Origin of the sequence: Mucilaginibacter arboris, from assembly GCF_009754915.1 — a bacterium.
Classification (GTDB): Bacteria; Bacteroidota; Bacteroidia; order Sphingobacteriales; family Sphingobacteriaceae; genus Mucilaginibacter_A; species Mucilaginibacter_A arboris.
In genome coordinates this window covers 151,929-174,959 of sequence record NZ_WPIK01000009.1, presented here as the reverse complement: position 1 = coordinate 174,959, position 23,031 = coordinate 151,929, and the positions used below count along the sequence as shown (strand labels likewise).

Genomic DNA, 23,031 nt, shown 5'->3' with positions numbered 1-23,031 from the left:
TTTTTAATTAAACATCAAAATATTGGAAAAAAATGCCAAAATATATGTAGCCGGACACAATGGAATGGTTGGTTCGGCTATTGTTAGAAAACTTGTTGCAGAAGGTTACGAAAATATCATTACCCGTTCTTCAAAAGAACTTGATCTGCGAAACCAACAGGCGGTTGCTGAGTTTTTCTCCGCAGAAAAACCTGATTATGTATTTTTAGCAGCGGCAAAAGTTGGCGGGATCATTGCGAACAATGTTTACCGGGCAGATTTTATTTATGAAAATCTTTCCATCCAAAACAATGTTATTTACCAGTCTTACCTTAACAAGGTAAAAAAACTGATGTTTTTAGGGTCGAGCTGTATCTATCCGAAGATGGCGCCCCAGCCTTTAAAAGAAGATTATCTTTTAACCGGCCCTTTGGAAGAAACCAACGAACCTTATGCTATTGCAAAGATTGCGGGCATAAAAATGTGCGATGCTTACCGTGCACAGTACGGCTGCGACTTTATATCGGTTATGCCAACTAATTTGTATGGATATAACGATAATTACCACCCGCAGAATTCTCATGTTTTGCCGGCAATGATCCGCCGCTTTCATGAGGCAAAGGTTGAAGGTAAAAACGAAGTGGTGATCTGGGGTTCGGGCAGGCCAAAAAGAGAATTTTTATTTGCAGATGACCTTGCAGAAGCATGTTTCTTTTTGATGGAAAATTACAGTGAACCAGATCCGATAAACGTTGGTGTGGGAACCGATCTAACCATTAAAGAATTAGCTTATCTCATTAAAAGGATCGTTGGATTTGAAGGTGAAATTACTTTTGATTTTACCAAACCTGACGGTACGCCACGCAAATTAATGGATGTAACCAAGCTGCATGCTAAAGGCTGGAAACACAAAATTGAATTAGAGGAAGGAATTAAGCTTGCTTATCAGGATTTTCTTGATAAAGCCGAAAACGTAGCTGTACGATAATTAAATCCTGATGCTTCTTTTAACAGGTAAAAATTTACCTGTTAAAAGAAGCTTTTTCCGATAAAACCTCAGCTATACGTTTTGCATCCTCGGGCGTATTGGCGTTCATTAAAGCATCGGTTTCCGGTGCTTTAATAATTTTTGCACCATGCTTAATCAGTATTTTTCTTAAAGATAAATGCTCTTTTTGCTGATACATTTTGAGCAATTCATAACTTTCGGGCTCCCAGATTCCAATTAAAGGTTCCGGTAACCCATCTTCCTGATTTTCAAACACTGTTGCTATTTTCAATTCATCCCTTTCCTTCTTTAAAAATTTTAAGGTCTGCAAATCCATCAATGGTAAATCGCAAGCTATTACCATCCAGGCAGTAGCGGGATATTTTTGAAAAGCAGTTAAAATAGCTTCTAAAGGGCCGGCATTAACATATTGGTCGGGAATAGTTTGATAATCGGGATTAATTCGATTTACCTGCTCTCTCCTACACGAAATAAAAACATCTCCGCAACAACTCTTTAATAAGTCTGCCAGATAATATTGCTGCTCTTTTCCATGCCAAACCATTTCTGCTTTGCTTACGCTCATCCGCGTGCTCCTACCTCCTGCCAGCACTAATCCCTTTAAAGGTCTATCCATTTCTTTATATGCTTCTTTTACCAGTAAAAAATTAGTGTTAATGTTTAAAAAATAAAAGGTTTAACAGTTTTTACCCGATAAAAGAAGTATCTGCAATTACCAGATCTGTTCTTTTACTACCTCGCATAAAATCTGAAAAATTGTTCTTTTATTAAATAATCCGGTAATTTCTGTTTGTACATCTGGCAAGTTGACATTTATGCTGTGATAAACGATTCCGACAAGCGCAATTAAAAAAACAGGTGCTAAAAGAAGTATGTAAAGGTTTAAATTAGATATTATTTTTTTCATGATTATTTGTAATGAAGTCAGGTCCATAAAATCGGGTTAGTTATTTTCCAATCAGCTTCAAAAATTTTCCGCTAAAAGTAACTGTGGCGCTATCAGCAATAGTGAAATTTCTTTGAGTAATAACAGAATTTTCTATTTCCAATCCATTTTTGCCTGGTACAGTAATTTTCGCATTATTGATCTGGTTGTTTGAAGAAATAGTCAGTTTTGCATTATCAGATAACTCATCTCCTACCCGTGCCTGTAAATCAGCAATCTTGTTTCTTTTTAAAAATAAATCTACACCTTTACTTATTTCTAAAGATAATCTATCTAAAGTAAAACCCACTACAGTTGTTGTACCTCTGGAATGAAGCAGGTTCATGCCTGATTTACCAAGATAAGGAGCTGTAGTTACTTTGTCCAGCGAAGGACAAACAATAGTAATGCTGTTATCATAAGCGCTTACACGCGTTGATTGCTTGTTAGCTACTTCAATAACCAATGCGTTTCCGTTACGCGAAATCCTGAACCGGTCTTTCCAGACGCTTTTTACCCATACCCCTGGCTCATTGCCCTTCTCAACCTGGATTGAAATAAGGTTAGCAGCGCGGTTATCAATTGTGTTGAAACCATTAAAAGCTATTGTTTTTTCAAACCCATACAGCCTGCTTTTATAAGTGCCTTTTTTGTATTCGGCGCGCAGGGCAAAGTCATAAGTAATCATCGAAATGATGATAATTGATATTGCTGTTATAAATAACTTACTGCTTGTTTTCATGATGCTGTTTTTATGCCTGATAATTTTGTGTTTTAAATGCGTCGTAACGTTTTTCAATTTCTTCCAGACTTATATCCAACAGAAAGATGTTCTTAAAAAACTCCGGTAACTCCTGCTGCAGAAAACGCTCTTTACGGTAACTTTTTACTTTGTCTTTAGCATCAGCGCTTACAAAATAACCGATCCCGCGTTTGTTAAAAATCACTTCCTGGTTTTGCAGGAAATCATAAGTACGCGCAACCGTATTTGGGTTTACCTGTAACTCTACTGCCAGATCTCTCACTGATTGAATTTTCTGCTCGGCCTGCCATTTATCCAAGGTTATATTTTCGCTTACATAAGCTGCAATTTGCATGTATATAGGCTCGTTATCTCTAAAATCCATTGTTAAACCTCCTTTTCCTTAAGCCTGAAGTAGGCGCTAACCCATAATATCACTACAATTATTCCTAATACGATGCCTATTGTTTGCTTTTGGATTTCCGGTGGAAAGATTGTCCAGTAATTTTTTCCATCTGTAATATCAAGCGGACTAAAAATCGTAGTGCCTCTAATCGTTTCATCAATCATAGAAGAGATGATTGGCCTGTTTAATAAGCCGAGTAAGAAAATACCTGTAAAAAAAGCAAAGCCGGTTTTGATGAAATGCAGCTTCTCGAAATAAATAGCGCCGAATAAAATAACAGAATGGATGAATGGATAAAGAACAAAAGCCATATAAGCCATCCGGTCTTTATCAAATAAGTCTAACAGCACATTTTCGCGGCCTGGCACATCATGGCCAAAACTAATGATTAGTGCCGCGATCAAATAAAACAGGGCAACATACAGCAATTGGAAGATGAGGAAGGAATACAGCCAGCTCACCAAATACTTTTCAAAGTGCGAGGCAGGTAAGGTTAATGCCGGTATGGCTTTCTTTTTATCGCCCAGATCAGCAAAAACCAAACTGGTAAAAATACAGCCGGCCAACAGCAAAAAAATAACAAAAAAAGCTTCCTGAAAGCCTAATAATAAATATCCATCATTCGCGTAAGAAGCAATGCCCATAAACAAAACCAACAAGCCGGCTAAAACTCCGACCGACATTAAATACGTTTTATAGTTTTCGAGGGTATGCTTTTTAAAAAGCATGGAAAACCTGTTGATATTAAAAGTCTGGTTCATGGCTTATCTGTTTAAAATTTCGGTAATGGTGTTTTTATCATTGATGATGGCGTTAAAAAGCAGCTCCAAATCCACCTTGCTGTAGCTGCCATTGGTGTTTTGGGTGATGGTATTCATTCCGCGAACGCTTTCTTCTGCATATAAAACATCGCTGCCGACAGTTGCTACGGTACTGAATTTCAGTTCTTCAGAAATTTCGTCGAGGCTTTTGTTCAATATAATTTTTTGTTGATGCACTACCAGTACCGTATCGATCAGGTTATCCAGATCCCGGACCTGATGCGTGGAAATAATAATGCAACGGTTTTCTGTTAAAGCAGAAGCAATGATTTTGCGAAACTGGCTTTTAGAAGGAATATCCAAACCGTTGGTCGGCTCGTCCATAATTAAAAGCGAGGTATTTGTGGAGAGGCCAAAAGCAATGATCACCTTTTTTTGCTGGCCGAAGGATAATTTGTTTAGCAAAGTGTCCGCTGGCACGTCAAACTCATCCAGCATTTGGTTAAACTGCTTTTCATCAAAAGCAGGATAAAAATGACCTGTACTTTTAATAAACTGTGCAGCGGTTAACGCCGGCATGTAAACTTCTTCCGGAATAAAAAAAAGGTCTTGTAAAAATGCAGGCAAACGTTTGGAAGAATCGAAACCGTTTACCTCACAAACGCCTTGTTGCGGAAAAACCAAACCGGCAATATTTTTTAGTAAAGTAGATTTACCTGCACCATTTTTACCCAGCAAACCATAAATATGCCCTTCCTGCATTTGCAGGTTTAAGTCCTGAAACAGAATTTTTTTCCTGCTGTATCCAAAAGTTAAATTAGAAATCTTTATCATAATTAGTGTATTAGATAAATAGTACACTACAAATGTAGATAACAATAATGGAGATGCAAATATTTTTTAAAATATTTTTTGAGAAAATAAAAACACTAAATCGGCACTATTCTCACCTTAGGGCCTGTTAAAATTTGTTCAGTTTATTTTATATGCTTCTTTTATCAGGTAAAAATTACCAAATCTTTATCCTTTTCTGGTTCTTTCCTCTTCAAAAACAAAATTGATGGCATAAAAGAAGCATTATCATTTTTTTGATAGAAATTTAACAGGCTTTTAGATTCGCCTTTAATTAATTTGGCTCTTAAACTAAATTTTATAAATTGCTCATAGGAATTTTTGTTCTAAAGCCCAACTATTATGCATACCGACATTGAAATTTATCGACAGGCCATCATGCAGCTTAACCCAAGAGTTACGCAGGAGGAATGGGATTATTTTCAAAGTGGGTTTACCCTTCAAACCCTGAAGCCGCGTGAGTATTTTGTTGAAGCCGGCAAAAAGAACCATCAGTTAGGATTTGTAACCAGTGGGCTGATAAGAAGCTATTACATTAATAACCTGGGTGAAGAAATTACGATTGCGTTTGTGAAAGAAAGGGAATACGCCACAGATTACACTTCTTTGATTATGCATAAACCCAGTAGGTACAATTTTCAGTGCCTGGAACCAACTACCCTTATCACCGTTCCATACGCTCATATTCAAAAAGGATACGACAAGTATGTTGGTTTTGAACGAAACGGCCGATTGATAGCCGAAGAAGTGCTCAAGATGCAGCAAAAGCGGATCGAGAGTTTCCAGTTTGACGATGCCGAACAACGCTACCTGGACTTTATAAAACAAAACGCAAATCTTTTTAACCGCATCTCCCTTACCCATCTTTCTTCTTACCTGGGCATTGAACGGCCATCACTTAGCCGGATCAGAAAAAAAATTGTTGGCCTTTAACTTTGTAACAAATGTGTCAGGTACAGGCCAGGCAGGCATACTAATTTTGTTTAAATCAAAACACAAAAATTATGTACCACTACATCGTAAAAAAACTTGTTAAAAAATCATTTAAATTAGTAAATGAACGCCGCTTTGATGAACTGATTAAAGATATGGCGCCGAATGTAAAACACACCTTTGCAGGAGACCATGCTATGGGCGGCGTTCGTCATGACAGGATTGCTGTAAAAGCTTGGCTGGAAAGGTTAGCCCGCTTAACACCTAACCTGTACATTACCGTTAAGCATATCAACGTAATTGGTTGGCCGCACAACACACTTGCCATTGTGCGTTGGACAGCTACCGCAACGTTGAATAATGGGGATTCCTACCTTAACAAAGGTGTTCATTTCATTACGCTTAAATGGGGCAAGGTAGTGGAATTGGATGTACACGAAGACACACTTGTTGTATTTAACGGTTTAGAAAAACAATATCAGGCCGGCATTAAAGAGGCTAAAGCCCCCCAGATTATCAGTTAAGTATTACCTAAATAATTATTTCAGTTATAACTCCTTCAAACAATTCATTTTATAATGACCTCGATTTCAAAACTTATGTGCGGTATCACTATCCTTACTGTACCTACCATTGCTTATGGCGGTTATTACCTGCTCACCATCCTTTCTGGTTATGACAAAACTCCGCTTACAGATTTTCAAAAAGCGATGTTCCGGGCAGGCCATGCGCATGCCGGTGTGCTGGTATTGCTTAGCCTGATTGCACAGTTACTGATAGATAATACGCAGATGAACTCTGGTTTGCAATTGGCCTTGCGGATTGCTTTTCCGCTGGCGGCAATTTTAGTTAGTGCGGGCTTTTTCGCTTCTGCAACTGGCCATGGCCTTACACAGCCTAATCATTTAATCATTATATTATATAGTGGGGCATTACTTTTAGTAACCAGTTTAATTTTTTTAGGAATTGCACTGATAAAGAGCCGGTAAATAAATAAAAAATAGCACCTACTTGTGATGCTTTAAAAGCAAATTACTATCCCGATATAGTAAAATGCAAGAATAAAATCAGGAAAAGATGATTGAAGGAAGATTAGCTTTTACAAAAAATACAGGGGTAAAAGAAGCATGTTGTTTATACAATACATGCTTCTTTTACCCCTGTAAATTTTACTATCCTACTTCTTTTTAGGAAGCCGGGCATTCAAATCATCAATAGTTATATTCATCATCCGTCCGATCGGTTCTTTGCCCCGGTACGTAATTACTTTAAGCTGCGCTGCTTCTTTCGGAACAGTAAGCGGCTGCGTGTACTTTGGATAAAACCTGTCGGGAAAGGAATTATCAAAACTGTAGTAAATATCCAGCCCTTTAATTTCTGTTGATAAGGCAACGTTAATGGCGCTGTCTGTACGGGAAACATTGATAATCGGATCGTACATACTTGGCGCATAATTAATTTCAGCAGTTTCTAACCGCGGGAACTGCGCTTCTGCCCTTGCAGCAAAATCATCCCAGTTTTTTGTTGCTTTTGGCGACCATAGCGTTTCTGCAATGGCAAAACCACGCGGCCAGACCATGTATTCTGCTTTGCGCATATTGTAAACCTGTTCCGTCCATAAGTTCGCCTGCCCGCCTTTAATCAGTTTAGCATCTACATCATCAGGCACCGGCTCAAACTCATAAGCTTTTTGCAAACGTAACGTAGCGTAAACTTTAGCCTCGATCGATTGGTCGCCCTGCATGTAATCCAGGTAAGCAAAAGTTGTTGGGCTCATCACTACTTCATGCCCCATTTTGGCAGCCTCTGTACCGCCTTTCATCCCGCGCCAGCTCATCACCACTGCATTTGGCGCCAACCCGCCTTCCAGGATCTCGTCCCAGCCCATAAACCTTTTACCTTTGGATTCTACAATTTTTTCTACCCGTTTTTCGAAATAGCTTTGTACCTCCGGCATGTTTTTAAGTCCTTCCTTTTGCATCAATGCTTTAATGGCACTGCTTTTTTCCCAAAAGTTTTTCGGGCATTCATCTCCGCCTAAATGAATGTATTCGAAAGGAAAAAGCCTGGCAATTTGTGTGATCACCGTATCCAGAAAAGTGTAAACCTTTTCATTTGCTGGGCATAAAGTATTATCAACCAAAGCGATTGGCGGCGCACCGTGCGACCAGTCCATAATCTCTTCGCCCGAGCGGACCTTGTAATTCTCTGCACCAGGCGTGCAAGACAGTTCGGGATAAGAAGCAATGGCAGCCAGACTATGGCCGGGAACATCAATTTCGGGCAAGATATTTACAAAGCGGTCCTGTGCATATTTTACCAGTTCTTTAATATCTTCCTGCGTATAAAAACCGCCGTAGGTTCGTGGTTCATCGGGTGCGGGAGGCGCAAAAGTACCAAAGTAGCCCACCCGTTTTGCACTCCAGGCACCCACTTCTGTTAACTTAGGCAAGCCTTTGATCTCAATGCGCCAGCCTTCATCATCCGTTAAATGCAGGTGCAGCAGGTTGTATTTGTACCGCACCATCGCATCTATATATTGCTTTACTTCCTGTTTTGTAAAAAAATGGCGGGCCACATCAAACATCAAACCCCGCCAGCCAAACCTTGGATAATCTGTAATTTTTACAAAAGGAACCGTCCATTTTACATTTTCAACTACTGTTTTACTTTCAATTTCTTTTGGAAGTAACTGCATCAGCGTTTGCACGCCGTAAAATAAACCGGCTGGCTGATTTGCTTTGATTATAATACCAGATGTGGTAATGTTTAGCTGATAACCTTCTTTACCAATTACCGGGTCTTCCGTTTTGTTAAGCACTAATTTTATGGCATTAAAAGAAGCATTGCTTTTTACCAACACCGTTTTACCGGTAGAAGCAGCAATTTTATTTTTAAGATAAGTAGTAACCGGAAGCATTTCGGAAGAAGTAACTGCACCGATAATTACGGAAGTTGGCAAAGTAAACTGGCCTGCGCTTTTTGTAAGGCTTACAGGTTGCGGAATGATTGAAATTGGTTTACTGCTCTGGGAAAATGCAGTAAATGCTAAGAGGCAGCAAAATAGTAATCCGGAATGTTTTAGCAAAGCTTTAGGTTTTCTAATTTTCATGTATTTAACTTAAAAAAAATATGAAATATGGCAATCAGTTTTCAACCCCTATGAGCAGCAGCAAATATTTGCTATTGAACCCGCCATAATTATTGGTTAAGGAGAAAAATGTAAAAATAAATTAAACCTTAAAAGAAACAATAAGCTAAAGCATTTATTTAAGTTTGGTTGCCTTTGCATCGGTAATTTGTGTTACCTGTTCTGCAAAAAACCTGAAATGCTGCAAAATAGATTTCGACCAGTAACTGCCGGTATGCGCACCTGGCTGTGCAGTATAAGTTGCCTTAATTTTTAACTCGTCGCACTTTTCCCTAAAAGCTTTAGCGGTTACGTACAGGTAATCTTCCGTTCCGCAGTCAAAAATAATTGCTTTACTTGCTCCGGCAATGTTTTTAAGGAGGTTTATGGGCGAGTATTCATCAAAAAGTGTATTATCATCACTATAATCACCTAATAAATAAGCAACCGTAGTTTTTTTTAAGGAAGAATAACGAAGGTTTAAAACGCCTGAAGTGCTGCCGGCACTTAAAAATACATCTGGATGCTTTAAAAACAGCCACATGGCACCGTACCCGCCCATGCTGTTGCCGGTTATAAAAACTTTAGAAGGATCTTCAGCATATTTTTTGGAGATAGCAGGCAGCAATTCTTTCATAAAAAAGTCCTCGTATTGCGTACTGTCCTGATGCGGAGAATTAATATACCAGCTCTTTTTTAAACCATCCGGACAAACAATCAAAAACTGGTACTCGTCGGCAAGCTTTTGCAAATCTGTTAATTTACTCCACGAAGTATAATCGCCGCCATGGCCATGCAACAAATAAACAAGCGGATATTTCTGTTTATTGGTGTAGGCTTCCGGTTTATAAACCCAAATAGTATCAGAAGTTTTTAAGTTTTCTGATTGAATGACCAGCATTTCCTGTGCAAAAAGAAAACTATTTAAAAACAAGGAAGCAAGTACAAAGCATACTCTTTTTATCAGCATAAAAATTGGTTGTTGATTTTTAATTGATTGTACAAAGGTAAGGGGTACAAGCAGTTACCAGAAAGGCTTGGCATAATATTTTCAATGCTTCTTTTATCGGCATAAAACTATATTATCTATAATTAGATAGATTGAATAGGCACACCAATTTTTTTAGTGATAAAAGAAGCATACAAAATCTACTGCTGTTAACTAAAAACAAAAGCGCCGTAATGCTTTAATTACGACGCTTTTTAGATAAATATTCTGAAGGATTATAACCTTTTTATTACTTCATCTTACAGAATTATGCTTTGCTTAATCGTTAACTGTAACTGGTTTAAGCCTTGACTTTTTATTGGTAAAGATAGCATGGTTTCGTGGGCCAAAATTAGTGTGTTGCTGGGTTGACGCCTCATCAACCTTGTGTGGCCCTTCGCCATTACCAGTGGTTTGATATGATTCTGTTTTCTTATGCACAGAATTGAAACTTGCAGAACCGAAATGATAAGTCAGGCTTAGCGCACCAAATAAATTTCCGTTAAACGTGTTTTTAAACGTTTCACTGCTGATTAACCGGCCGCCATCAATTGGCACGGTATATAAATTATACAGGCCACCGGTAGCTTTTAACTGAACACTCCCTTTTTGTAAACCAACGTTTAACGCTGCATAACTGCTGGCTGCATAAGTGGCTTTTACATCGCCGTTAATAATCATAGTATTGGCTATTGCATAATTAAACACACCATTTGGATGTGCCCGGTTGTAATCACGTTGCCATTCTGCATTACCTGTTTGCACGGGGCCTCCTGCAGAAATGGTTTTGTTCTTTGTACCCGAATTATTTGTTTCGCCAGTATATTCTGCATCAATGGTTAGGTGGGTCCCTTTTCCTTGTTCAATATGGCCCAAACCAAAATTAATTACATGCGCCAGTAAGGTATAGCGATAGTAAGTCATCCCTTGAGAAAGGTCAAAGAAAGTTCTGTACGGATCTGGATTAGATTGTGTAGTTATATAGGTAGCATCAGCTGCTAATAAAATCGGGCCGCCATTTAACCCAATATGCCCTCCCCACGTAAAATAAGTATTTTTAAATTGAGGAACAGCACCAAACGGCCCGGGAGTTGTGCTGTTATCATAACCTACACTGCGGTTACCAATGCCGGCAATAACCCCAAACTCAGGAAAAATCCCTGGCTTTACACCTGTTTCTATAATCTTTTGCGGATTTGAAAAATACAGATCAGATTCTACCCTGAGTTCTGCACCGTTTTGAACAACACGTGAACCTTTTTGATTAACAGTTTGTCCGTTTAAAAATTCGGGAACAAAATCAACAGCATCAAAGGCTGCACGGTACTCGGTATGGCGGCTTCCTAAACTGATCCGGGGATTAAACAAAACAAAAGTTCTGGTTTCGTTTGTTTCTGTTGATGAATAATTACTAATAATCGTATTACCTACCTGCTGTAAAGTTAAAAAGGAACTTGGCCGAATAGTTTCTGGCGCATCAGGTGCGGCTACCGCTACAAGAACTAAATCAGAATTAGTCATGTTTTTAGTTTTAGACGGACCAAAACCCACAGACTTTAACAGTTCAGTACCATGATTGGTTAACTCATTTAAACGAGTTGGTGTAAACTCATTGGTTTGTTTGGCAGGAATAGCGCCTTTACCATCAACCAGGCTTTTCAATAACTTTACAGCATCGCGTTCGCCATAATGTAATGCAGTAAGCGTAGTAAGTTCCAATGCTTTATCACGAGGGTTACTTTGCACCTGGGCACCACTCAACACAGAACTTTCGGTTAACAATACCGGCCCTAGGTTTCCTGGTACGTTCGGATCAAAAAAATTATTGTTCTTTAAAGCGTTGACCACATTACTTCTATCGCCTTTTTTAAGATCTGCTGTTAGTTCATCAACAAATTTTCTGGTTGCAGGATGCCTGTTAATATCTCCTGCCTGCAAATCGATTAACTGGAAAAGGGCACGTTTGTAATTTTCGTTAGCATTTTGCTGAGAAATCTTATTTCCCGGAAATGTATGTGCACGAAACTCTGCTACCGCTTCTTTTTCAGCTAATAATTTACTTTTGTTTTTTGCCTGCTTGCTGGATAAAATTTGTGCAAGGGTTATACTTTTTTTAACGGTACTATCTCCTCCGTCATAATCAAGGATTGTAAGCGCAGGCGTTTCACGTATTTCGCGCGTGGCAGAGGTAATCGTAATTGTGTTATTTAGTTTTGTAGCATAATCACGCGCCATATAAGCCCGGTATACATTTTCTTTCCATTGGTCTTTATTATCAAGGAGAGAAGCCGGATTGGCCGATACCGTTGCCCGAAGGTTTTTAAGTTCTAACGGATTGTCATCTTCGGTTACATCAGCTTTTTGTTCTGTTCTAAAAGCAATACTTTCTCCTTTTGGCAAATGCTTATTAACCAGGTCAAATAAAACCACAACACCGTTAGCACCTTGATTAACTATATATTTCAAGTCTTCAGGACTAAACAACTGTTCGATAGGAAGGCCCATCTTCGTGTTGTACTTGGTTGTATCTGATAAAATTTCGGCAGCCTTAACAGCAGCACCAACAATACGGGAGTTGGGGGTATAGTTTTGTGTGGAATGCTTTTGAACTGAGATTGATTGATTTGGGTCGCGCCTGGTTTTTACAGTATCCTGAGGAGGTACATAGCGCTGTGATACTTGTGCATTTACATCTACGGATAAAACAATAGCACTGCATGAAACAGCAATACTGAGGATAAGCTTGCGATTAATATAACATTTAGTAAGGATAGGTTTTTTCATAAAATGAAATTATAAATGGTGGCGTAATAATACTGTAATTTTATTTATTTTGGGTTAATGTAATTAAGTAATCAATTTTTATACCAAATGATTAAAGCCTTAAACCTTAACATTTGTTTAGGTAAATATAAATAATTGAGGAATTTTTAACACAATTTGAGCAAAGTTAACATCTACACACTTACGTAATACCTATAATTAAGTTGTGTTAATAAAACCAAAACAGTTTAAAGAACACTTTCTCTTCTATAAGAACCCACTTTAGTTTTATTTAGTTTGCTTTTATGCTTCTTTTATCGCCTCAAAAACAACACTATTTCTACACTTTTTTACTGATATTAAAAGCAAAAAATACATGCATAAAAGAAGTATTAACAATTATGCTGATATTGAGGGTTGTTTAACCTTTTTGGTACCAATTTAAATTTGGTCCTTCGGCATGCCCAGCTTTGGTGCCCATGCTTCTTTTACCGGGTAAAATTGGTGTTTACATTTGGTCCATTACCTGACCTATAAGGTTTTGAAAACCTTATAGGTCAGGTAGTGATTTAGGCGATAAAAGAAGCACCGGCCTAAAAAATCAAAATTTAATGACCAGCATTTTAGTTGATAAAAGAAGCATCGGCCCCTAAAAACAAAACCTGACGACCAGCATTTTTAGTTGATAAAAGAAGCATCGGCCCTAAAAAAAGAAGGATAGAAAAAAAGTTTAAACAACATTATTAATTTAAACAAGCATTCATAAAGAAAAGGTGGTATTTAAACATATAATCTGAATTTAATAACTTTAGCAACACTTAATAAGAGGTAAAAATGCTTTTCAGCCTAAAAAGTATAGCTTAATCAATTACTTTTTGTGTAATACTTTTTGCAGAAATTAGGGATTCTGATTCTGTAACACGAACAGCAGCCACCACTTTCATCAGCTTTATGCTCTAAATGCACAGGCTCATTTAGTGCTTTTATCTGGTTTATCTTCCCTTGCAGCATTAACTTCTTTATTAATTACTTCCAGTAATGATTTTTGCGCCGGTTGCATCCTGCAATAATTGCCAGATCATAATACCTCGGCTTGTTCAAGTGCCAGCTTAGTTTTCTTTTGTATTCTTGGTATGCCATTATAATATATAATGCTAATACCCCAATCCGATTACCTGTAAATAGAGTTTTAGAACGCTTAATGTAACGTTGGTATCAGAAATAAATTTGCTAACAGACTTGCATTGGAAAGATTTTATTTGCGAAGCAACGTTATCGACTTTAAAAAAAATTAGCATGTACTTGTTTACAAACTGTTACGGGCTCGTAATAGTTTTTGTACACTTTTAAGTTAACATAAATTCAATGAAGGATAAAGTATATTGATATTTTCTACTATCTCCTTTATTCGAACTCCATATTGATCCCACCAATAGCCTCACACTTAAATAAAAACCCTTAAATAACTCTTTTCAAGCATTTAAGGGTCTAAAGCGCGGAGAGTTAGGGATTCGAACCCCAGGACCTGTTACAGTCAACAGTTTTCAAGACTGCCGCAATCGACCACTCTGCCAACTCTCCGGGGACAAAAGTACAAATCCGACCGGAATCGGCAAATCTGATTTCAAGTTTTTTATTCTTTAGTTTTACTTTTCCTTTAACAAGCAGTATTTTAATCACTTACATCAGAAATAAATTTCAAAATGCTTCTTTTACCGCATAAAAAAAGCATGTAAACAAGATGCTTACATGCTTTAAAAGGGAATTAGTCAGCTTATTTCACCGATAAATTAACGCTTCTTTGAATAAAATTAGTTAAATCTGCGCCTGTTAACATTCCCTGGGAAAGTAAAGCCAGGTCATAAGCTTGTTTTGCCAGGTCTTTTTTCACGGTTTCGTCCGGTGCGTTTAATATTTTTTGAATTAAAGGGTGATTGGAATTAACGGCAACACTTAGCATTTCGGGCATATTTCCCATAAATGACATTCCGCCACCACCACCCATGGCCTGCATATCTTTCATACGGCGCATAAATTCTGGCTGGGTAATATTTACCGGTAATTCTTCCGGCGACATTGGTTCCAGTGTTACCTTACGGTCTTTATTGTTGATTGCGCTTTCAAAAATTTCCTGAACTTCTTTTTCTTTTTCTGCGCTTAGTAAACTTTCTGTCTTGGTGTCTTTGTCAATCAATTTATCAGCCGTGTCAGCATCTACCCTTTTCAGTGTAAATTTCTCCACTTTACTTTCCAGCATCTGGATGAAATGGCTGTCGATAGGATGTGAGAATTCCAATACATCATAACCTTTTCTCTTGGCCGACTGGATGTAAGTATCCTGCTGCCTTACATCAGTAGCATACAAAGCAACCAGGTTTTCTGATTTGTCCTGCTGGTTTACCTGGATGTGCTCTTTGTATTTATCCAAAGTAAAATACTGTCCGTCGGTGTTTTTGTACAAACAGAAATCTTTTGCTTTTTCATAGAACTTATCATTGCTGATCATGCCGTATTTTACAAACAAACCAATGTCGTTCCATTTTTTGGCAAAACCTTCTTCGTCTTGTTTGTGCAATTCTGCCAGCTTGTCGGCAACTTTTTTAGTAATGTAAGAATCGATTTTCTTAACATTAGCATCGGCCTGCAAGAAACTGCGGGAAACGTTTAACGGAATATCCGGAGAATCAATGATACCGTTCAGCAGCATTAAAAATTCGGGAACTACATCCTTTACTTCATCTGTAATAAACACCTGGCGGGAATATAACTGGATTTTGTTCCGCTGGAACTCGAAATCGTTTTTAAGTTTGGGGAAGTATAAAATTCCGGTCAGGTTAAACGGATAATCTACATTGAGGTGGATCCAAAATAAAGGTTCTTCGGAGAAAGGATATAAATCCTGATAGAATTTAATGTAATCTTCGTCCTTTAGTTCGTTTGGAGATTTCGTCCATAACGGTGTAGTATTGTTAATTACTTCTCCGTCAAACTCAATTTCTACCGGTAAAAATTTGCAGTATTTGCTCAGGATGCCTTTTATCCTTGCTTTTTCTAAAAACTCTGTCGAGTCATCAGCAATATGCAAAATCACATCAGAACCGCGTTCTGTTTTTTCTGTTGGCCTGATCTCAAATTCTGTACTGCCATCGCATTCCCAAAGCGCTGCTTCGCTGCCTTCTTTATAAGAAAGCGTTTTGATTTCTACCATAGAAGAAACCATAAAAGCAGAGTAAAAACCTAACCCAAAATGGCCGATAATCTGCTTGTCGTCGCCTTTGTCTTTGTATTTTTCAACAAATTCTGTTGCGCCCGAAAAAGCGATCTGGTTGATGTACTTTTTAATTTCTTCGCCAGTCATACCAATTCCGCGGTCAGAAATGGTAATGGTTTTGTCTGCTTCGTTTACTGATACTTTTATTTTGGTATCACCTACTTCGCCTGCAAATTCGCCCAGGCTTGACAGCCTTTTCAGTTTTTGTGTTGCATCAACTGCGTTGGATACCAATTCCCTTAAAAAAATCTCATGGTCTGAGTAAAGGAATTTTTTAATGATCGGGAAGATATTTTCGGTGTGAATGGAGATAGAACCCTTTTCCTGCATAACTTTAAATGATTAATTTTAGTTGGAAAAGGGAAAACAACAATAGTTCCAAACGCTTTTTGAAGACGTAAAAATGACAGGTTGACAGGATGCAAACGCAATGCTTCTTTTATCGGTTAAAAATTGATGTTAATCCTGATTTTCCAGCAGCTTCTCCTTCATTGTTGCTTCCGTTTTTTCTACTTTAATATCCGTACGAAGCAAACCGTATAAACTCATGTAAATATTAGCAATCCAAACCAGGCTAAAACCGGCAATAAAATAGCCGCGCCAATCAGCATAAATTAATTTGTAACCGGTAATAATCAGCATAAAAATAGTAACGTAATGGCTGAAACAGTATTCGCAGGTAAACAGGTAGAAAAATTTTCTGCCTGCCAAAGTTTTCTGTTCATGGCTGTTTTTAACGCAAAATTCCCTAATTTCTTTAAAAACTTCTTCGTGCGTAACCGTCCATGCAATACATGCAACCGGGATAGCCAGAATAAATAACGTTACGAAAGGGTTGTACATTTTGCCGCTGATTTTTATGAAGGATTTTTTGAGATTAATTGTTCACCATTTTCATGGATTCTTCATAATAGCGTTCTCCAACATGCGGATAAGTTTTCAGTATCTCTTCAATTTCCTGTAAATCATCTGCTGATAAACCTACATTTGCCGCACCTGCATTTTCTTCCAGGTATTTTCGTTTTTTAGTCCCCGGAATTGGAATAACCTCCTCGCCTTGCGCCAAAACCCAGGCCAAGGCCAATTGTGCAGGCGTAATTTCTTTTGATGCCGCAAACTGTTTTAAAGCAGCAGCCAATTGCTGGTTATTTTTAAGGTATTTTTCTTCTTTGAAACGAGGGAGTGATTTCCGGAAATCATTGTCTTTTAGTTGCCCTGCAGAAACAGAAGTTTCAGTAAACAAACCGCGGGAAAGCGGACTAAAAGGCACAAATGAAATAGACAATTCCCGGCATAAAGGAAGTATTTCTTTTTCAGGGTCACGTGTGATGAAAGAATATTCAGACTGGATAGCAGAAACCGGATGTTCTGCATGAGCTTTACGGATCGAAGTGGCCGATGCTTCTGATAAACCTAAAAAACGCACTTTGCCTTCTTTAACCAGTTCGCCCATAGCGCCTACAGTTTCTTCCACCGGAATATTCGGATCTACACGGTGTGCATAATATAGGTCAATTACATCAACACCTAAACGTTTTAAACTACCTTCACAGGCTTTTTTTAAATACGCCGGAGAACCATCAAACATACTTAGTTTCCCTTTTTCGCCCGGCTTAAAACCAAATTTAGTAGCAATAAAAACCTTATTCCGGTTTGGCACTAAAACTTTTGCAATCAGTTCTTCATTTGTATGCGGGCCGTAAACATCGGCCGTATCCCAAAAGTTAATGCCAAGATCTAAAGCTAAATTTAGTGTTGCAATGGATTCTTCATCATTCGTTGTTCCATAAGCATGGCTCATGCCCATACAACCTAAACCAATTATCGATAATTTTTCATCGGTGCTGCCCAGTTTTCTGTATTTCATCACAATGCTTCTTTTATACCAGCAAAACGCAAGATGCACTTACGTGTTTCAATTAATAATTTTTATTTGCTAAAAGAAGCATAAAAAAAGCGTTCCGATTGTTGACCGAAACGCTGATACATAAAAAAGGAAAAATAAATTTTTAATCGTTGCCTTCAACTTTTACTAATTTGTTATAAAGGCCCAACAATAAAAATGGCGCTGCCCATTGTCCTACAAAAAGTGCATTATGCCTGCTTCCTTTAACTTTAAGTATTAAAGAAACTCCGATAGAGCCTAAAGCTGCCCATAAAAAAATATCTGAAGGTAATTTTGCAGTTTGGTTCTCAATTGCGGTTGCAACTGGCCCTTCGGTGTGTTCCGGGTGTTGATTTGACATACTGTTTTAGTTTAAATGTTTATTATTTTAGTTGATTTTGTTACGGTCCCAATTATCCTGCCAATTCCGGCAGCATAAATACAAGCTTCTGCTTAATTTAAGTTACAACACCGGTATGGATAATATTGTGTTTCTTTTTAAACAAAAAAAGTTGCCGATTGCTTCTATAAAAATTAAACTTTAAAACCATGATACAAAACGAAGCAACAATTGAAGTTTTAAATGACCTGATTGAAATTAATAATGACCGTATTGCTGGTTACGATAAGGCAATTAAAGAATCGACAGGAGAAAATGCCGATTTGAAAGAATTATTTGAACACATGGTCCACGAAAGCCATGAATGTAAAATGGCTCTGGCCACAGAAGTTTTAGTACTTAAAGGAGAAGCGGCAGAAGGGACTACCAACAGTGGTAAAATTTACCGTGCCTGGATGGATGTAAAAGCTACTTTTACCGGCCACGACCGGCATTCTATACTTGCCAACTGCGAAAAAGGGGAAGATGCTGCACAATCAGCCTATAAATCTGCTTTGGCCGAGGAGGATTTGCCAAAATATTTACACGACATGATTGCAGAACAACAAGCCAAACTAAAATTTTCCCACGATAAAATTAAAATGCTGAGAGATATGCAAAGCTAATCTTCCAATAAAAACTTCTAAAAGCCTTCCGGATTTGTTTCGGCGGGCTTTTTGTTTTTATACCGATAAAAACAGCATTTGGTACTGGCATTTTAATATCATAATTTAAAACGCTGCATTGGCCTTTAACAGCAATTGGTTTAAAGCAATTATATTTGTATAGCTGTCTTCATGAAAATTTCTCTGGGCACAAATAATTATGGGTACAAAAGTGATCATGAATGACGATGCTTTTCTAAAAAAGGGTTTCCTGATTTCTACAGATAAAACTTTGCTGGATATTAATGTAATCCATTATTTCCTGGATAAACAATCCTACTGGGGCAAAGGTATTAGTAGGCAAACAGTAGAAACTTCTATACAAAACTCGCTTTGTTTTGGCGTTTATCAACAACAAAAACAGGTTGGTTTTGCCCGTTTAATTACCGATTTCGCAACATTTGCCTACTTGTGCGATGTTTTTATTTTACCGGATTACCGGAAATCGGGTTTATCTAAATGGTTGATGCAAACGATCCGCAATCAGCCAGATTTACAAAACTTGCGCCGCTGGGCTTTAGCTACCGCTGATGCCCATGGTTTATATGAACAGTTTGGTTTTAAAAAGCTGAAAAGCCACGACCGCTGGATGGAAATTTTTAATCCGGGCCTACAGCAATTGGAGGGTACTGCATGAACATCAAAAGAATGATTATGGAAGGCGAAGGTGTTACGCAGGACTTTAAAAAAACAATTACCAGTTGCGAAAAAATTGCCAAAACATTGGTTGCTTTTGCCAATAATAAAGGCGGCCGTTTGTTGATTGGTGTTTTGGATGACGGTACGATAAAAGGCGTAAAATCTGAAGACGAAGAAAAATACATGATTACCCGTGCTGCCAACTTTTTCTGCCGGCCAGCTTTAGAACCAAATTTTGAAGAGGTTTATGTAGATAACAAGCTGGTATTAGTTGCAGAAATAGGGCCAAGTAATTTAAAACCGCATTATTCTTTAGGCGAAGACGGTAAGTGGTGGGTTTATATCCGCACTAATGATAAAAGTATGCTGGCCAGCAAAATTGTGGTCGATGTTTTAAAAAGGTCTAATAATGATGATGGCGTACTGATCGAGTATTCTTCCAAAGAAAAAGCTTTGTTAGAATATTTACATCAGCAGGAAAGGATCACCGTAAAAGAATACTGCGATTTACTGAACCTGAGCCGAAGGCGGGCACAACGCATTTTGGTAAACTTAGTGCTTTCTGGCGTTATCCGTGTCCATACTACAGAAAAAGAAGAATACTATACCGCTGCTTCCTGATCAGCGCAACACTTCTTTTATCAACCTAAAACCTGTTGCTTCTTTTACCCATGAAAAAACACTACGCCATTTACCAGCCTTATTATCGTGCTAATTTAAGGCTTGCAACTCCCGTCGTGATCTCGCAATTGGGACAAGTATTGGTTCAAACCGCTGATAGTATTATTGCAGGCCGCTTTGTTGGCACTACTGCGCTGGCTGCTGTTTCGCTGGTCAACAGTGTTTTTATGATGGTTTTGGTAATAGGGATTGGCATTGCTTACGGCTTAACCCCGTTGATTGCCCAGGAGAACGGACGCAAAAATTACGGTTTCTGCGCGCAACTTTTATCTGCCAGTTTTCAAATCAATATGCTGATCGGCCTGCTCCTTTTCCTGCTGGTTTTTTTTGGCTCGGTAACCGTACTTAATCATTTAGATCAGCCTGCTGAAGTTATCCATCAGGCTAAACCATTTCTAATTTTAATGGGCGCTTCCATTATTCCGCTAATGGTTTTTAACACCTTTAAGCAATTTGCAGAAGGTTTAGGTTTTACCAAACAAGCCATGCTGATCTCCATTTGGGGAAATATACTGAACGTTTGCCTCGGCATTATTTTCGTAAAAGGTTTGTTCGGAATGGAACCAATGGGCATTAGAGGAATTGGTTTTAGTACATTAATTGACCGTTCTGTAATGGCGGTCATCATGTCGTTCTATGTTTTCAAATCAAAACATTTTGAAAAATATTTGTCCGGATTTAGTTTTTTCAGCTTGGACCCTACTGTTGGCTGGCGCATTTTAAAAATTGGTACGCCTGTTGCCATGCAATCTACTTTTGAGATCAGTGCTTTTAGCGGTGCAGCAATCCTGATCGGTACATTAGGAACCATACAATTAGCAGCGCATCAGGTTGCCATTAACCTCGCTGCCATTACTTATATGATGGCCAGCGGAATTGGCGCTGCTGCTGCTATTAAATCCGGACATTCTTTTGGCGCCGAAAGTTACGGCGATTTAAGAAAATCGGCCTTGGCCAGCTATCATATCGTATTGTTGCTGATGGGTTGCATGGCATTGGTTTTTATGTTTGGCAATCATCTTATTCCATGGGTTTATACAGATGATAAAAACGTGGTTGCCCTTACTGCCCAATTGCTTCTGATAGCCGCGTTGTTCCAGTTATTTGACGGTACACAGGTTGTAGGTTTAGGGATTTTGCGTGGCATTGGTGATGTTAAAATCCCGGCTTTTATCACTTTTCTGGCTTACTGGGTTTTGGGTTTACCCTTTGGCTATTTGCTTGGTATCAAACTTGGCTTTGGTGCTTCTGGCATTTGGTTTGGTTTAACTTTAGGGTTGATGGTGGCCGCCCTCCTGCTCTACTTCCGCTTTAATTATCTAAGTAAAAAACTGGAACAAAGCAAGCTTTCTACTTTGGACATTACCCTTGCAAAAGCTTAAAAATAAAGTTCTATCGCAGCTTTATAAGTATTGCAATGCGCTTCAACAATATCTTTAATATGTGTAGAATAACCGCCACCCATACTTACCTGCACCGGAATGCTGTTTTTATGGCATAAATTTAATACAAATTCATCACGTTGTTTGCAGCCTTCTTTGGTTAAAGCGAGCTTTCCTAATTTGTCGGTTGAAAGTACATCTACACCAGCCAAATAAAAAATAAAATCAGGTTTTACCTGATCGATTAACCCGGGCAATGCTTCTTTTAGCAGGGTAAAATAAGCATCATCTCCCATTTGATCAAGCAACGGAATATCCAGGTCAGAACGTTCTTTTCGGTACGGAAAATTATTAGCGCCATGCATTGAAAAAGTAAAAACCTGTGGCTGGTGTTCAAAAATCTCTGCCGTTCCGTTTCCCTGGTGCACATCCAGATCAACAATTAAAATAGATTTTGCCAATGCTTCTTTTAGCAGGTAATTTGCAGCAATCGCCTGATCGTTCAGCATACAAAAACCTTCGCCCCAATTGCTGCCCGCATGGTGCGTACCGCCGGCAACATTAAAAGCAATACCGTTTTCAAAAGCGAAATGACAGCCATCAATTGTTCCCTGTGCAATCCTGATTTCCCGTTCTACCAATTGCGCGGTTAACGGAAAACCAATGCGCCGCTGTTCTTTTGGCGGTAAAGTTAAATCGCGTAATTGCTGCCAGTAATTTTCGTCATGCGTCCATAAAATCACTTCTTCTTTTACTGGTTTTGGAGAGAAGATATTTTCCGAAGAAATCACGCCTTCATGCAGTAATTGCGCCGGAATCAGTTCGTATTTTAACATTGGAAAACGATGGCTTTCCGGCAAAGGATGCGCGTAAATTGGATCGAAAGCTATCTTTAACATGAAAAAAATTACAACTAAAGTATGGTATAAATCTGTTTTTAGGCACTGAAAACAAATAAAAACACTTATTAGATTTTTAATCGTAAAACTACTTGCAAATAATTTTGTAGTTTTGATTTGTCAAGTAATTAAACAAGTATGCAAAGCACAGGAACAATTATCTCAGCTATCATAGTTGGCTTATCAGCTATTGTTGCTATTTGGACTATAATTGCGCTTTATTTAAAGGTTAGAAATTCGAAAAACATTACTTTTACCAAAAAAGATAATGGTGAAAAGATCACTATCTCTCAAAATTACAATAAAGAAGATAGTAGAAGGTTAATGGAATTTATGAAATGAGCGACACCTTTCGGGTGATATAGTTTCTAAAAATCCTAAAACCACCTTACTAACTACTTTTACTGCAATATTAGAAACAGCAATTCAACATATTAAAAATGATGATTACAGACAAATTGCTGTGCCTGTTGCTCCTTTTGCCGCACTTGTTGTCATCATCATTCTAAAAACACTTTACAAAAACTATAAAAGCAAACGCACCATTAAAATGCACAATGGCTGGATTGCAAGTTTAGAAGCAGAAATAAAGAATGCAAATACAACAACCAGCAGAAAAAAGGAAATTTTAAAAGAAATAGCTGGTTATCAAGCAGAAATAAAGAAAATAGAAAAGGATTCTATTGGAATAGATTTTAGTTGATGCTTCTTTTACGATATAAAAAAGGTGAACAAATTGCCC

General features: G+C 38.1%; 24 protein-coding genes and 1 tRNA gene. 10 read left to right on the top strand and 15 right to left on the bottom strand.

What is annotated here, in order from left to right; genetic code table 11:
• Positions 1–22 precede the first annotated feature (22 nt).
• Positions 23–967 carry a GDP-L-fucose synthase gene (gene fcl / locus GO621_RS11790; protein ID WP_157567231.1) on the top strand — a complete coding sequence of 315 codons (945 nt, stop codon included), beginning with the start codon at positions 23–25 and terminating at the stop codon, positions 965–967.
• Between the two features lie 34 nt (positions 968–1,001).
• Here fcl and mobA read toward each other — a convergent pair whose 3' ends face one another.
• The 6 genes from mobA to GO621_RS11760 all read right to left on the bottom strand — a co-directional run bounded on the left by mobA (position 1,002) and on the right by GO621_RS11760 (position 4,656).
• A complete protein-coding gene (gene mobA / locus GO621_RS11785; RefSeq protein ID WP_157567229.1) occupies positions 1,002–1,604 on the bottom strand; it encodes a molybdenum cofactor guanylyltransferase in 603 nt (200 codons plus the stop codon).
• Positions 1,605–1,700: 96 nt separating this feature from the next.
• Positions 1,701–1,895: a hypothetical protein gene (locus tag GO621_RS11780; protein ID WP_157567227.1), complete on the bottom strand. Its 195-nt coding sequence runs from the start codon at positions 1,893–1,895 to the stop codon at positions 1,701–1,703.
• A 40-nt stretch (positions 1,896–1,935) separates the two neighbouring features.
• A complete protein-coding gene (locus tag GO621_RS11775) occupies positions 1,936–2,655 on the bottom strand; it encodes a hypothetical protein (protein WP_157567225.1) in 720 nt (239 codons plus the stop codon).
• 10 nt (positions 2,656–2,665) lie between these two features.
• Positions 2,666–3,040: a GntR family transcriptional regulator gene (locus GO621_RS11770; RefSeq protein ID WP_157567223.1), complete on the bottom strand. Its 375-nt coding sequence runs from the start codon at positions 3,038–3,040 to the stop codon at positions 2,666–2,668.
• Positions 3,041–3,042: 2 nt separating this feature from the next.
• Positions 3,043–3,822, bottom strand: coding sequence for a hypothetical protein (locus GO621_RS11765; protein WP_157567221.1), 780 nt, complete (start codon positions 3,820–3,822; stop codon positions 3,043–3,045).
• A gap of 3 nt (positions 3,823–3,825) precedes the next feature.
• Complete coding sequence (locus GO621_RS11760; RefSeq protein ID WP_157567219.1) at positions 3,826–4,656, bottom strand: ABC transporter ATP-binding protein; 831 nt, start codon at positions 4,654–4,656, stop codon at positions 3,826–3,828.
• 360 nt (positions 4,657–5,016) lie between these two features.
• Between GO621_RS11760 and GO621_RS11755 the strand changes: the two genes are divergently transcribed.
• From GO621_RS11755 to GO621_RS11745, 3 genes are all read left to right on the top strand, one after another.
• Positions 5,017–5,607 (top strand): Crp/Fnr family transcriptional regulator, encoded by a 591-nt coding sequence (locus GO621_RS11755; protein WP_157567217.1) that lies wholly within the window; start codon positions 5,017–5,019, stop codon positions 5,605–5,607.
• 71 nt (positions 5,608–5,678) lie between these two features.
• On the top strand, positions 5,679–6,131 hold the full coding sequence (locus GO621_RS11750) for a nuclear transport factor 2 family protein (protein WP_157567215.1): 453 nt from the start codon (positions 5,679–5,681) through the stop codon (positions 6,129–6,131).
• Between the two features lie 54 nt (positions 6,132–6,185).
• Positions 6,186–6,596 (top strand): hypothetical protein, encoded by a 411-nt coding sequence (locus tag GO621_RS11745; RefSeq protein ID WP_157567214.1) that lies wholly within the window; start codon positions 6,186–6,188, stop codon positions 6,594–6,596.
• A 188-nt stretch (positions 6,597–6,784) separates the two neighbouring features.
• Here GO621_RS11745 and GO621_RS11740 read toward each other — a convergent pair whose 3' ends face one another.
• The 8 genes from GO621_RS11740 to GO621_RS11705 all read right to left on the bottom strand — a co-directional run bounded on the left by GO621_RS11740 (position 6,785) and on the right by GO621_RS11705 (position 18,005).
• Positions 6,785–8,719, bottom strand: a complete 1,935-nt coding sequence (locus GO621_RS11740) for a beta-N-acetylhexosaminidase (RefSeq protein ID WP_157567212.1) — start codon at positions 8,717–8,719, stop codon at positions 6,785–6,787.
• Positions 8,720–8,873: 154 nt separating this feature from the next.
• Positions 8,874–9,707 (bottom strand): alpha/beta hydrolase, encoded by an 834-nt coding sequence (locus tag GO621_RS11735; RefSeq protein ID WP_157567210.1) that lies wholly within the window; start codon positions 9,705–9,707, stop codon positions 8,874–8,876.
• A gap of 297 nt (positions 9,708–10,004) precedes the next feature.
• Positions 10,005–12,509, bottom strand: a complete 2,505-nt coding sequence (locus GO621_RS11730) for a hypothetical protein (RefSeq protein WP_157567208.1) — start codon at positions 12,507–12,509, stop codon at positions 10,005–10,007.
• A gap of 1,475 nt (positions 12,510–13,984) precedes the next feature.
• Positions 13,985–14,069, bottom strand: a tRNA-Ser gene (locus tag GO621_RS11725).
• 193 nt (positions 14,070–14,262) lie between these two features.
• Positions 14,263–16,089, bottom strand: coding sequence for a molecular chaperone HtpG (htpG, locus tag GO621_RS11720; protein ID WP_157567207.1), 1,827 nt, complete (start codon positions 16,087–16,089; stop codon positions 14,263–14,265).
• 129 nt (positions 16,090–16,218) lie between these two features.
• Positions 16,219–16,602, bottom strand: coding sequence for a hypothetical protein (locus GO621_RS11715; RefSeq protein WP_157567205.1), 384 nt, complete (start codon positions 16,600–16,602; stop codon positions 16,219–16,221).
• Positions 16,603–16,636: 34 nt separating this feature from the next.
• On the bottom strand, positions 16,637–17,626 hold the full coding sequence (locus GO621_RS11710; RefSeq protein WP_157567203.1) for an aldo/keto reductase: 990 nt from the start codon (positions 17,624–17,626) through the stop codon (positions 16,637–16,639).
• 142 nt (positions 17,627–17,768) lie between these two features.
• A complete protein-coding gene (locus GO621_RS11705; RefSeq protein ID WP_157567201.1) occupies positions 17,769–18,005 on the bottom strand; it encodes a hypothetical protein in 237 nt (78 codons plus the stop codon).
• 188 nt (positions 18,006–18,193) lie between these two features.
• Between GO621_RS11705 and GO621_RS11700 the strand changes: the two genes are divergently transcribed.
• The 4 genes from GO621_RS11700 (at position 18,194) to GO621_RS11685 (ending at position 21,390) form a co-directional block, all read left to right on the top strand.
• The gene (locus GO621_RS11700) at positions 18,194–18,649 is read left to right on the top strand and encodes a ferritin-like domain-containing protein (RefSeq protein ID WP_157567199.1); all 456 of its coding nucleotides are present in this window, start codon (positions 18,194–18,196) and stop codon (positions 18,647–18,649) included.
• A gap of 199 nt (positions 18,650–18,848) precedes the next feature.
• Positions 18,849–19,325 carry a GNAT family N-acetyltransferase gene (locus GO621_RS11695; protein ID WP_198170225.1) on the top strand — a complete coding sequence of 159 codons (477 nt, stop codon included), beginning with the start codon at positions 18,849–18,851 and terminating at the stop codon, positions 19,323–19,325.
• Positions 19,322–19,948 (top strand): AlbA family DNA-binding domain-containing protein, encoded by a 627-nt coding sequence (locus GO621_RS11690; protein WP_157567197.1) that lies wholly within the window; start codon positions 19,322–19,324, stop codon positions 19,946–19,948. Before GO621_RS11695 ends, GO621_RS11690 begins: the two co-directional genes overlap by 4 nt.
• A 50-nt stretch (positions 19,949–19,998) precedes the next feature.
• A complete protein-coding gene (locus GO621_RS11685) occupies positions 19,999–21,390 on the top strand; it encodes an MATE family efflux transporter (RefSeq protein WP_157567195.1) in 1,392 nt (463 codons plus the stop codon).
• Here the strand turns inward: GO621_RS11685 and GO621_RS11680 are convergent.
• Positions 21,387–22,289, bottom strand: coding sequence for a histone deacetylase family protein (locus GO621_RS11680; protein ID WP_157567193.1), 903 nt, complete (start codon positions 22,287–22,289; stop codon positions 21,387–21,389). The two genes, GO621_RS11685 and GO621_RS11680, sit on opposite strands and share 4 nt — an antisense overlap.
• A gap of 138 nt (positions 22,290–22,427) precedes the next feature.
• On the opposite strand from GO621_RS11680, the gene GO621_RS11675 reads away from it, so the two are divergent.
• Both GO621_RS11675 and GO621_RS11670 read left to right on the top strand, forming a co-directional pair.
• Positions 22,428–22,631 carry a hypothetical protein gene (locus GO621_RS11675; protein ID WP_157567191.1) on the top strand — a complete coding sequence of 68 codons (204 nt, stop codon included), beginning with the start codon at positions 22,428–22,430 and terminating at the stop codon, positions 22,629–22,631.
• 121 nt (positions 22,632–22,752) lie between these two features.
• Complete coding sequence (locus GO621_RS11670; protein WP_157567189.1) at positions 22,753–22,992, top strand: hypothetical protein; 240 nt, start codon at positions 22,753–22,755, stop codon at positions 22,990–22,992.
• Positions 22,993–23,031: the final 39 nt, after the last annotated feature.